At 68.8% G+C, this 11,509-nt stretch carries 9 protein-coding genes; 5 read left to right on the forward strand and 4 right to left on the reverse strand.

The features are described from left to right. Positions 1–269: 269 nt before the first annotated feature. Both AB0J91_RS00695 and cofC read left to right on the forward strand, forming a co-directional pair. Positions 270–2,822 (forward strand): bifunctional FO biosynthesis protein CofGH, encoded by a 2,553-nt coding sequence (locus AB0J91_RS00695; protein WP_363862470.1) that lies wholly within the window; start codon positions 270–272, stop codon positions 2,820–2,822. Then, positions 2,819–3,472, forward strand: coding sequence for a 2-phospho-L-lactate guanylyltransferase (gene cofC / locus AB0J91_RS00700; protein WP_363862473.1), 654 nt, complete (start codon positions 2,819–2,821; stop codon positions 3,470–3,472). Before AB0J91_RS00695 ends, cofC begins: the two co-directional genes overlap by 4 nt. 277 nt (positions 3,473–3,749) lie before the next feature. Here the strand turns inward: cofC and AB0J91_RS00705 are convergent, their stop codons facing one another. After that, the gene (locus AB0J91_RS00705; protein WP_363862476.1) at positions 3,750–4,820 is read right to left on the reverse strand and encodes an LLM class F420-dependent oxidoreductase; all 1,071 of its coding nucleotides are present in this window, start codon (positions 4,818–4,820) and stop codon (positions 3,750–3,752) included. A 19-nt stretch (positions 4,821–4,839) separates the two neighbouring features. After that, complete coding sequence (locus AB0J91_RS00710; protein WP_363862479.1) at positions 4,840–5,922, reverse strand: acyl-CoA dehydrogenase family protein; 1,083 nt, start codon at positions 5,920–5,922, stop codon at positions 4,840–4,842. A 116-nt stretch (positions 5,923–6,038) separates the two neighbouring features. Here AB0J91_RS00710 and AB0J91_RS00715 point away from each other — a divergent pair, with 116 nt between their 5' ends. Together AB0J91_RS00715 and AB0J91_RS00720 are read left to right on the forward strand one after the other, a co-directional pair. Continuing rightward, the gene (locus AB0J91_RS00715) at positions 6,039–7,277 is read left to right on the forward strand and encodes an acyl-CoA dehydrogenase family protein (protein WP_363863001.1); all 1,239 of its coding nucleotides are present in this window, start codon (positions 6,039–6,041) and stop codon (positions 7,275–7,277) included. A 25-nt stretch (positions 7,278–7,302) separates the two neighbouring features. Next, the gene (locus AB0J91_RS00720; RefSeq protein WP_363862482.1) at positions 7,303–8,925 is read left to right on the forward strand and encodes an AMP-binding protein; all 1,623 of its coding nucleotides are present in this window, start codon (positions 7,303–7,305) and stop codon (positions 8,923–8,925) included. A gap of 7 nt (positions 8,926–8,932) precedes the next feature. On the opposite strand, the gene AB0J91_RS00725 is transcribed toward AB0J91_RS00720, so the two are convergent. Together AB0J91_RS00725 and AB0J91_RS00730 are read right to left on the reverse strand one after the other, a co-directional pair. Then, complete coding sequence (locus AB0J91_RS00725) at positions 8,933–9,430, reverse strand: helix-turn-helix domain-containing protein (protein ID WP_363787731.1); 498 nt, start codon at positions 9,428–9,430, stop codon at positions 8,933–8,935. 87 nt (positions 9,431–9,517) lie between these two features. Continuing rightward, positions 9,518–10,339 (reverse strand): SDR family oxidoreductase, encoded by an 822-nt coding sequence (locus AB0J91_RS00730; RefSeq protein WP_363862485.1) that lies wholly within the window; start codon positions 10,337–10,339, stop codon positions 9,518–9,520. 292 nt (positions 10,340–10,631) lie between these two features. Between AB0J91_RS00730 and AB0J91_RS00735 the strand changes: the two genes are divergently transcribed. Next, positions 10,632–11,246, forward strand: coding sequence for a TetR-like C-terminal domain-containing protein (locus AB0J91_RS00735; RefSeq protein WP_363862488.1), 615 nt, complete (start codon positions 10,632–10,634; stop codon positions 11,244–11,246). Positions 11,247–11,509 lie beyond the last annotated feature (263 nt).

An 11,509-nucleotide genomic window follows, 5' to 3' on the forward strand; every position in this document is an offset into this window, starting at 1 on the left:
CAAGACCGCCGCGAGCCACCGGGCATGTCGTGAGCGCAGTCCACAGCAGAAACGCGGACACAACCGCACCTCATCAGTGCAGCGCGGCGAACCGACCAGCCCGCCCTCGCCACCGTTGCACGGCCTTCTGCCCTGCCTGCACGGCCCTTGACAGCTAAGTCTCTTTAAACAACTATCGGCGTGTTCGCTCCGCGATGCGCACGTCTGGTCAAGCGGGACGCGGATCGACCCGACAGCGGGGCCCCTTCGCAATCATGGAGTAGCAAGCCGTGACGACTTCGCCCAGTTCCTCCGCACCGGCGCCGTCCGCCATCCGGCGCGCCCTGCGACGTGCGTCGGACGGCGCCACCTTGGACGTCGGCGAAGCCTCAACGCTGCTGCACGCGCGAGGCGACGACCTCGAGAGACTCCTGGACGTGGCAGGTCGGGTCCGCGATCAGCACCTCGCCGATCAAGGACGTTCCGGCATCGTCACCTACAGCCGGAAGGTCTTCATCCCCCTGACGCGGCTGTGCCGCGACCGCTGCCACTACTGCACGTTCGCAACAGTCCCCGGCAAGCTCGACGCCCACTACCTCGAGCGCGACGAAGTCGTCAGCATCGCCCGCGCCGGGGCCGCAGCCGGGTGCAAGGAAGCGCTGTTCACACTCGGTGACCGACCTGAGGACCGCTGGCCGCAGGCCCAGCAGTGGCTGGCCGAGCGCGGTTACGACTCCACCGTCGACTACGTGCGGGCGTGCGCGATCGCCGTGCTCGAGGAAACCGGGCTGCTCCCCCACCTCAACCCGGGCGTGCTGAGCTGGGAGGAACTCCAGCGGCTCAAGCCGGTCACACCCAGCATGGGGATGATGTTGGAGACCACGGCCGACCGGTTGTGGTCGGAGAAGTCCGGCCCGCACTACGCGAGCCCGGACAAGGAACCCGCCGTGCGGTTGCGAGTGCTCGACGACGCCGGCCGCGTGGGCGTCCCGTTCACCACCGGCATCCTGATCGGCATCGGTGAAACGCGGACGGAGCGCGCCGAATCGCTGCACGCGATCCGGCAGCGCGCCAAGCAGTACCGCAACGTCCAAGAGATCATCGTGCAGAACTTCCGGTCCAAACCGGACACGGCGATGCGCGCGAGCCCCGATGCGAGCATCGAGGACCTGGCGGCGACCACCGCGGTGGCGCGGCTGCTCATGCCGCCCGGCGTGAGCGTGCAGGCACCGCCGAACCTCATCGGCGATCAGCACGCGCTGCTCCTCAAAGCCGGGATCGATGATTGGGGCGGGGTTTCCCCGATCACGGCCGACCACGTGAACCCCGAGCGCCCGTGGCCGCAGATCGACGCCCTCGCCGCGTGGACCGACGCTGCCGGGTACCGGCTTCACGAACGTCTGACGGCCTACCCCAGATACGTCCGCGATGCGGACAAGTGGATCGACCCCCGCATCCACCCCCACGTGGCGGCCCTGGCGACCGACGACGGTCTCGGCGAGCACGACGCCGTCGTCGCGGGCCGACCCTGGCAAGAACCTGACGGCGGGCTCGAGAACACCGGCCGGGCGGATCTGCACTCCGCCATCGATGACGAAGGGCGTCTCTCCGGTCGCCGCAGCGACTTCGACACCGTCTACGGCGACTGGGACATGCTGCACGACCAGGCCCGACCGTCACCGGCTGCGCAGTCCGCACCGGAAAGGCTCACGCCCGAGGCTCGCGAGGGACTCCGGATCGCCGCCGAGGACCCGGCCGCGCTGCTGCACGAGTCCAACACCACCTCTGCGATGGCCCTGCTCACGGCCGACGGTGCGGAGCTGGACGCGCTGACCCGGCTCGCCGACGAGCTGCGCGCCGGCGTCGTCGGCGACGACGTCACCTACGTCATCAACCGCAACATCAACTTCTCCAACGTCTGCTACGTCGGGTGCCGCTTCTGCGCCTTCGCTCAGCGCGAGCGGGACGCGGACGCCTACCGGCTCTCGACCGAGGAAGTCGCCGCGCGCGCGGTCGAGGCTGCGGCGGCAGGGGCGACCGAGGTGTGCATCCAGGGCGGTATCGATCCGAAGCTCCCCGTCGACTACTACGCGGGCATCGTCCGGGCGATCAAGAAGGCCGTACCGGACATGCACGTGCACGCCTTCTCCCCGATGGAGATCGTCTCCGCAGCGTCCAAGGCCGGTGTCAGCGTCGAGGACTGGTTGACCGAACTCCGCGACGCCGGACTCGGCTCGATCCCCGGCACGGCCGCGGAAATCCTCGACGACGACGTGCGGTGGGTGCTCACCAAGGGCAAGCTCCCGGCGCAGACGTGGATCGACGTGGTCACCACAGCGCATCGCCTGGGCATCCCGTCGTCCAGCACGATGATGTACGGGCACGTCGACCACCCCGGTCACTGGCTGACCCACCTGCGGGTGCTGGCGCGAATCGCCGCCGACACCGGCGGATTCACCGAGTTCGTCGGGTTGCCGTTCGTGCACCACAGCTCCCCGATCTACCTCGCCGGTATCGCGCGGCCCGGACCGACGATGCGCGACAACCTCGCCGTGCACGCCTTCGCCCGACTGGCCCTGCACGGACGCATCGACAACGTGCAGTGCTCCTGGGTCAAGCTCGGAGACGCCGACACCGCACGAATCCTGCGCGCCGGCGCGAACGACATCGGCGGCAGCCTCATGGAAGAAACGATCTCCCGCATGGCCGGCTCGGAGCACGGTTCGGCACGCACCCCCGCAGAACTCAACGCGCTGGCAGCGCGCGTGGGACGACCTGCCCGGCAGCGCACGACGACCTACGGCCGACTCCCCGCTGCCCGCTCAGGCAGCCGCCGAGCATGAGCAACCACTCACAACCCCAGTCCGCCCGGTGGCACGTGGTGATTCCGCTCAAGGCACTCGCGCGCGCCAAGTCCCGGCTGGAAATCGGTGCGGCACGCCCCCGACTCGCGTTGGCCATGTCGCGCGACACCGTTGACGCGGTCGCGGCCTGCGAAGCCGTGGGCCGCATCGTCATCGTCACCAGCGACACCCACATCTGGCGCTCGCATCCAGCACGCGATCTGGCAGTCCTCGGCGACCCCGGTGGCGGCCTCCAGCAGGCCGTCCGAACAGGGATGGCCGAGGCCGAACGCGCATCGGCGCGGGCGGGAACCGCCGTGGTGACAGGGGACCTCCCGGCCGCGCGAAGCTCCGAGCTGGACACGGCGTTCCGATTGGCGGGCCGACATCCGGTGAGCTTCGTCGCCGACGCCGCAGGCACCGGTACGACCGCGTTCTTCAGGCGCTACGACGCGTCGGACCTGCCCCGGTTCGGCGATCGATCACGACTGGCGCACCTGGACATGGGAGCCGCTGAACTCTCCCACCCGTCCTTCCTGACCGTCCACCGGGATGTCGACACGCAGGATGACCTGCGGGAAGCGCTACCGCTGGGCGTTGGCCCGAACACCCGAGCTCTCATGGGGGAACTCCATGACCTACCGCTCTAGCGAACACGCGTCGGGCTGGACCTTCCTCTCGTTCTGCACGTGCGCATGTTGGCAGGTCGGGCATGGTGAGATCTGCCAAGGAACACCCGATCCCACCGTCCCGGCCCGCCAACCCGGCTTGGCCAGGCTGATCCCGGAGGGACCGATGTGTCGCGCGTGCTTCTCCCGGCAGATGCGCCGACAAGGCCTCGCCTAATGCCTTCGAACACGAACGCGGCCTCCGCCTGACTCGTTCGTCGGCGGAGACCGCGTCGGTGCGCGAGTCGGTGCCGTGGTCTCACACTCCGGCGAGTTCTGCGGCTTCGACGACCGTGCGCAGCATCGTCAGCCGCTCCTCCAAGCCCGGCCCCCTGCCACCGGGGGCGAAACCGCCGGGTGCGACGGTCAGCGTGGTCACTCCCGCCTCGGCGTAGGCCTTGAGCCTGTCGGCCATTCGCTCCTTGGTGCCCAGCAGCGTTGTCGAGTCGATGAGGTCCTGCGGTACAGCAGCCGCGGCACCGGCCGGATCGCCTGCGAGGTACTTGTCCTGGATCTCCTGCGCCGCTGACTCGAAGCCCATCCGGCAGGCGAGCTGGTTGTAGAAGTTCTTGTCCTTGCTGCCCATGCCGCCCACGTAGAGCGCGGTGTAGGCGCGCTGGGCGTCCGCGGCGGTGCGGATGTCGGCTTCGCTGTTGCTCGGCGTCACCTGGGCCGGGACCAGGGCGCCGACGTCGAAGCCGTCCAGGCTGCCGCCCCTGCCTGCCCGCAAGGGAGCGAGGGAGACCTCGGCCTGCTCGGGTGCGAAGAAGATGCCGAGCCACCCGTCGGCGATCCGTCCGGTCTGCTCCAGGTTCTTCGGGCCGATCGCTGCGATGTAGATCGGGATGCGGTCGCGGACGGGGTGGATGGTCAGCTTCAACGCTTTCCCGGGCCCGTCCGGTAGTGGCAGCGTCCAGTGCGTTCCGTCGTAGGCGAGCCGCTCCCGCGACAAGGCGGTGCGGACGATCTCCACGTATTCGCGGGTGCGGGCCAGGGGCTTGTCGAACTTGACGCCGTACCAGCCTTCCGAGACCTGCGGACCGGACACGCCCAGACCGAGCCGGAACCGCCCGCCGGAGAGGGTGTCCAGGGTCGCCGCCGTCATCGCGGTCATCGCCGGCGTGCGGGCGGGGATCTGGAAGATGGCTGATCCCACGTCGATCCGTTCCGTGTGGGCCGCGATGTAGGCCAGGACGGTGGCGGCGTCCGAGCCGTACACCTCGGCGGCCCAGCAGACCGAGTAGCCGAGCCGATCGGCTTCCTGAGCGACGGCGATGTTGTCGCGCTCACCGCCGAGGCCCCAATAGCCGAGGTTGACACCGAGTTTCATGATCTTGGGTTCCTCCAGGTCAGTGGGTGTTGAGGACGTGGTCGGCGATCGCGTCCCATTGCCGGGACGAGGAGCCCAGCAGCGAGCGGCGCGCACGCGCCCGCTTCAGGTACACGTGCGAGGGGTGCTCCCAGGTGAATCCGATGCCGCCGTGCACCTGCAGCGCGTCTCCGCTCGCCGACGTCGCCGCATCGCAGGCCGCGACGAGCGCGGTGCGCGCTGCGGACTCGGTCTCCGGCAGCCCGTCATCGATGGCCGCGGCGGCGCGCTGGACGAGCATGCGGGCCGCGTCGAGCTGGACGTAGCGATCGGCCAGCATGTGCTTGAGGGACTGGAACGATCCGATGGCGCGGCCGAACTGGTGGCGCTGGCCGGCGTAGTCCACGGCACCGTCGAGGGCGCGCTGCCCGGTGCCCACCAGTTCAGCTGCGAACACCGTGCGCAGGAGGTCATCGACCGCGCACGGGCCCAGTGGTACCGCCGTGACGCCGCTGAGCTCGACGGTCGCCAACGGCTCGGTCAGGTCCAACACGGCCGCTGCAGCGGTCCGACGCACCCCCGTGCTCGAAAGGTCGATCAGCATCGCCTCGTTGTCGTCGCCGAACGCCACCAGGAGATCGGCGTCGAGCCCGAACGGCACCGCTGAGACCGTTCCCTCCACCTGAGATGCCGACTGGCGCAGGTCGCCGCTCCCGCGGCCGGGCTCGATCACCGCCGGGAAGGTTCCCCACGCTGCTGTTGCGACCCTCGAACCGGCGACGACGTCGCCGAGCACTTTCCTGGCGGGGCTGTCTTCTGGCTGTGCGGCCAGCATGGCGGCCACCACTGCCGATCCGGCGAACGGGATCGACGGCAGTGCCGAGCCGACCTGCTCGGCGAGCACGCACAACTCCCTCGCGCCGCCGCCGGAGCCACCGAGCTCCTCGGCAACGCCGATCCCCAGCAGGCCGAGCTCGCCCAGCGACGACCACAAGTCGCGATCGAGACGGCTGGGAACCGCGTCCCATGAAGGTGGCAGCGGGTTCTTCCGCTCGGCGTCACCGAACACCTTCCCGGAAGTTCGCCGCAGCTCGAGCTGCTCATCTGTCAGGGCGAAACTCATCGACTTCTCCTCCAACCAGGGAAGCAAGACTGCCACGTAGCATTGACTATCGGGTCTCTCTACGCAACTGTTGTGTTCACGCGCTCAAAGTCGAACGCCAGGAGGCAGCAGTGAACGTGCCGGGAACCCCGGTCGGCGACGCGGGGATCGACGACTTCCGTGAATCAGTCAGGTCTTTCGTCGCAGACCTCGTCCCGCCTGGGTGGCGTGGCATCGGAGCGCTCGGGGAATCCGAGCGCACGGAGTTCCACATTCAGACTCGAGCGGCCTTGGCCGAACGAGGATGGGTCGCGCCGACCTGGCCGGTGGAGCACGGCGGTGCCGGACTCGGCGCCTCTGAGCTGATCGTGCTGGTCGAGGAGCTGACCGGGGCAGGCATCCCGTTCGGCTCCGACAACGACGCCTTCGGCATCAACATGCTCGGCAACACCATGCTGCGCTGGTCCGAACCCGCCCTGCTCCAGCGGTTCCTGCCGAAGATCGTCTCCGGCGAGTACGTCTTCGCTCAGGGCTTCTCCGAGCCCGGAGCCGGGTCCGACCTGGCGTCGCTGTCGCTGCGCGCCCGGCCCGACGGCGACTCCTGGGTGCTCGACGGGCAGAAGCTGTGGTCCTCCGGCGCCCATCGGGCGAACTGGATGTTCGTGCTGGCCCGCACCAACCCCGAAGCGGCACCGCATCGAGGGATCAGCATGCTGCTCGTCCCGCTGGACCAGCCCGGCGTGGAGATCCGGCCGATCCGCAACATCACCGGTGACGCGGACTTCAACGAAGTGTTCTTCGACGCAGCGACGACCGAGCGCGGTCTGGTCGTCGGGCCGGTCGACAGCGGCTGGCAGGTCGCGATGACGCTGCTCGGCTTCGAGCGCGGGGAGACCGCACTCCACGCGCCCATCCGCTTCCGCAACGAGCTCAGCCGACTCGTGGACATGGTCCGAGAGCGCGGGCTGGAGCACGACCCCGACATCCGTCGCCGCATCGCCTGGTGCCACGTGCAAGTGGAGCAGCTGCGCTGCCACGGCCTGCGCACCGCCAGCGGCCTGATCGCTGGTGAGGAGCCCGGCCCGAACGCGGCGGCCTTCAAGCTGCTCTGGAGCGAATACCACCGAGTGGCCACAGAACTCGCGCTCGACGTGCTCGGCGCCGACGCGCTCACGCCCACCGGACGCCCCTCGCCGAACTGGTACCAGACCGACGACCCGGGGGCTCCCAATTCCACTGCATCGTGGACCAGCGTCTATCTCAACGCGCGCGCCGGAACGATCTACGCCGGCTCCTCCCAAGTCCAGCGCGGCATCATCGGCGAGCTCTTGCTCGGACTGCCGAAGGAACCCAAGCCCGCACGCACCAAGTCCTGACTTCCGCGCGTCACGAGGAGAGACGATGAGCTTTCGCAGCACCTACCCCGACTTCGACATCCCGGACGTCGACCTCCACAGCTTCATCTTCGGTTCGCGCGATGGCGACCGCGACGGTGATCCGGCCATCGTGGACACCGCATCCGCCCAGACCTACAGCTACGGGCAGCTGGCGGATGCCGTTGACCGGGTGGCCGCCGGACTTGCCGAGCGCGGACTCGGCCGCGGCGACGTAGCCGCCCTGTTCTCCCCGAACTGCGCCGACTACCCGGCGGCGTTCCACGGCATCCTCCGCGCAGGCGCCGTGGTCTCCCCCGTGAACGCCCTCTACACCGAGGACGAGCTCGCTCATCAGCTGCGGGACGCCGGAGCACGGATCCTGTTCACCTCGTCGGCAGGACTGGGCTGCGCCCGCGCGGCGGTCGCCCACGAAGGAGTCCGGGTCGAGGAGATCATCGTTCTCGGCCCACCTCAGCAGGGCGCGAGCGCCGTACCGGAAACGACGTTCGCCGATCTGCTGACGATGTCGGCGCACACGCCCACCGTCAGGGTCGCAGGCGACGACTTGGCGGCCCTGCCGTACTCATCGGGCACTACCGGCCTGCCGAAGGGGGTGATGCTCACGCACCGCAACCTCGTCGCGAACCTGCTGCAGACGATCCCCCTCAGCAGGACTCAGCCCGGTTCCCAGTCGCTGGTCGTGCTCCCGCTGTCCCACATCTACGCGATGGGCCTGATGAATCAAGGGCTCCACCGGGGCGCTACGACCGTGGTCATGCCGCGGTTCGATCTCGCAACGTTCCTGGGCGCGATCGCTGAACATCGCATCGATCACGTGTACATCGTCCCGCCGATCGCACTGGCGCTGGCCACCAGTCCGCTCGTCGACGACTACGACCTCAGCGGCCTCGACGTCGTCATGTCGGCTGCCGCGCCACTCGACGCCAGGCTCGCGCGAACCGTCAGCGACCGACTCGGCGCCGCGGTCGTGCAGGGATACGGCCTCACAGAATGCAGCCCCTGCACCCACGGCATCCCGCCGGACCGGACCGACATCGACCGAGGCTCGATAGGAATCCTGATGCCCAACGTCGAAGCACGAGTCGTCGACCCCACCACGGGAGAAGACGCGGCGCTGGGACAACGCGGTGAATTGTGGTGCCGCGGCCCGAACATCATGCGCGGCTACCTGAACAACCCCGAAGCCACGAGCGCCACCGTCGACGCCGACGGTTACCTGCACACCGGCGACATCGTCACCGTCGACGAAAGCGGTGTCTTCCGCGTCGTGGACAGGGTCAAAGAGCTGATCAAGTACAACGGCTACCAGATCGCCCCCGCCGAACTGGAAGCCGTTCTCCTCGCCCACGAGGGCATCGCCGACGCTGCGGTGATCGGCGCACCCGGCCCAGGCGGCGGGGAGATCCCCAAAGCGTTCATCACGCGCAAGACGACACATCCCGACCTCACCGCGGAGGACGTGCTGACCTTCACCGCAGCGCGCCTCGCGCCCTACAAGAAGATCCGAGAGGTCGCTTTCCTCGACCACATCCCCAAATCCGCGACCGGGAAGATCCTCCGCAAGGAGCTGCGCCAGCGGAGCTCAGGACTCGATCGCGCACCCGACACCGATCAGGCGCCCGCGTAACCGGGTCTCACACGGAGAAGCGCCGCTGCACATCCGGCCGTTCAGCAAGACGAGGTGGGTAGCCCGGGCCCATCCGCTTGCTGACCTCCTCCGACCTCAGCGGTTCCTTGCACATGGCGCAGACGACCTCGGGGCTGGTGTCGTGCCCGCACCGGTCGTGGTGGATCACCACGGGCACGCCCTTCTCGCCCGCCAGCCACCGATCGCCCCAGCGGTTCATCGCAGCGAGCACACCGTAGAAGTCACGCCCCTTCTCGGTCAGCACGTAGTCGTACCGCACCGGGACGTCCTGGTAGGCCTGCTTCTCCATCAGGCCCTCGTCCACCAGCCGGCGCAACCGATCGGCCAGGGTGTTGCGCGCGATGCCCAGTGACTCCTGGAACTCGTCGAAGCGCCGAATCCCGTAGAACGCCTCCCGCAACACCAGGGGCGTCCACCAATCCCCCAACAAGTCCATCGTCCGAGCGATCGAACACGGCCAATTCGCGAAAGACGTCCGCCTCATACCAGCGACAATACACCGTCTTAAAGAGAGACTCACGTGGCAGGCAAGGAGTTGGGGCTCACTCCCGCGACGGGGCCGCGCAGTGGTCTAGCGAGTTCCAGCGCGGCCGGTCCGACTCGTGCGGGTCTGCCGCTGGGTGATCGCACCGACGGCGAGAACGGTGCGCCTGCGGGTCGCGAAGCGCGAGATCAGCGTGCCCAGCCAGTTCACCGCGCCGGAGACGACGCTGGGCGGCGGATTGCGCCGGTCGAGCGCGTCCAGCGCGGTGGCGACCACCTGACCGGGAGTCTGCATCCGAGCACCGCGAGCCATGTCCTCCGAGCCGACCACGTCGAAGAACTCGGTACGAGTCGGGCCCGGGCTCAGCGCGAGCACGCGCAGCCCGGAGCCTCGCGACTCCTGCCACAAGGCCTCGGTGAAGCTCAGAACGAAGGCCTTGCTCGCCCCGTAGACGGCAGCGTTGGGCCACGGTTGATACCCGAGAGTGCTGGCCACGTTGACCAGAACGCCGGTCAGCTGGTCGATGAACGCCTTGGTGACGTCGACCAGACCGGCCACGTTCAGGCTGATCTCCTTCTGGATGCGGTCGGGATCCTCCTGGCGGAACGGGGCATGGGTGCCGAAGCCCGCGTTGTTGACGAGGCTGGTGACGGTGATCCCCCGGCGCGCCAACTCCTCGGCCAACGCCTCACCCGGCGCCGGCATGGTGAGGTCGAAGGGCACCGCCGTGGCGGTGATCTGGTGCTTCGACGACAGTTCCTCGGCCAGGGCCTCCAGCAGGTCCGCGCGGCGCGCGACCAGCACGAGGTTCGATCCCCGCTCAGCGAGCCGCCGGGCGAACTCCGCGCCGAGGCCGGAACTCGCGCCGGTGATCAATGTGGTGTGGGTGCGGTAATCGATCCGGGTCATGGGCTGTCGGGGTCGCGACCCCTGCGGGCCGTCGTCCCCGCCCCCTTTCCAAGCTCGTGGGAGTGGGTGGGTCACCACGGCTCCGCTCCTGACGCACGCACAGAGCCTGGGGGTCAAGCTTTCGCCCGCATGAGTGGTGATGGGACCTACCATATACGAAACGACAGCCTTTCGTTTCGATACTGGGGTAGGATCGCGCCGTGACTCCACCCACCTCCCCTGAGCAACGGCTCGCGCCCTCCGAACCCGGCACTCCGCGCACCTCGCTCCAGGAGTCCTCGGAGGCGGGCCGATGACCGGGACCGCAGCAGGCCGGGGACGCCCCCGCGATGCCACCCGCGACCGCGCACTGCTCGAGGCGACGCTGGCCGTTCTCACCGAAAGTGGTTACAGCGCACTCACAACCGCCGCCGTGGCAGCCCGCGCCGGAGCCTCCACCGCCACCCTCTACCGGCGCTGGCCGTCCAAGGAGACCCTGGTCGTCGCAGCCGCCGCCGCGTACGCGAAGGAACTCGAAGCGCAGCCCGACACCGGCACGCTCGAAGGCGACCTGCGCACCCTGCTCCGAGACAAGGCGGCTTCCCTGACCGGGAAGGAAGGAGGTGTGCTGCGAACCCTCATCGGCGAGGCCGCGTTCAACACCGCCCTGGCCGAAGCCCTCACCAACACCTTCGTGCTTCCCATGCGTCAACGCATGGAAGAGGCGGTTCGACGTGCGGTGCACCGAGGCGAGATCCCCCCGGTGGAGAACTCAGACCTGCTCGGTGATCTGGTGATCGGCCCCATGATGTGCAGGTTCTTCCTCACCCCGCTGCCGCCGGACCAGGTCGACGCCGCCACCGCAACGGAGACCGCCGACCGCATGCTGCCCTTCCTCCTGCGCGCCCTCGGGCACGCGCCGAGCTGATCGCCGCGCCATCGGGCAGGCCCAGCCCGCCGCGCACCGTGCCCGCACCCTTCGGGTTTCCCGTCCCAAGCCGAAGGCGTCGGTCGACCTGATCCATGACGGTCGGCACCGGACCGCCGCGCTGTCCGCGCTGAAGTCCACTTCGCCTGCCCCACACGAGAAGCGCTCGCCGACCTGCTTCCAGCCGCCGCCAGCGGGTTCGATGCGGCGCCACCCGGCCATGCGGTGTGGGGGCTATCGGCTCTGGCTATAAGCCTGACTCG

It is taken from the genome of Saccharopolyspora sp. NPDC049357, from assembly GCF_040677225.1.
Classification (GTDB): Bacteria; Actinomycetota; Actinomycetes; order Mycobacteriales; family Pseudonocardiaceae; genus Saccharopolyspora.

Bases quoted from the DNA above. Each gene is read 5' to 3' on its own strand.
- cofC (WP_363862473.1), top strand. From the start codon at position 2,819: ATGAGCAACCACTCACAACCCCAGTCCGCCCGGTGGCACGTGGTGATT.
- AB0J91_RS00710 (WP_363862479.1), bottom strand. From the start codon at position 5,922: ATGAGTTTCGCCCTGACAGATGAGCAGCTCGAGCTGCGGCGAACTTCC.
- AB0J91_RS00725 (WP_363787731.1), bottom strand. From the start codon at position 9,430: ATGAGGCGGACGTCTTTCGCGAATTGGCCGTGTTCGATCGCTCGGACG.
- AB0J91_RS00705 (WP_363862476.1), bottom strand. From the start codon at position 4,820: ATGAAACTCGGTGTCAACCTCGGCTATTGGGGCCTCGGCGGTGAGCGC.
- AB0J91_RS00720 (WP_363862482.1), top strand. From the start codon at position 7,303: ATGAGCTTTCGCAGCACCTACCCCGACTTCGACATCCCGGACGTCGAC.
- AB0J91_RS00735 (WP_363862488.1), top strand. From the start codon at position 10,632: ATGACCGGGACCGCAGCAGGCCGGGGACGCCCCCGCGATGCCACCCGC.
- AB0J91_RS00730 (WP_363862485.1), bottom strand. From the start codon at position 10,339: ATGACCCGGATCGATTACCGCACCCACACCACATTGATCACCGGCGCG.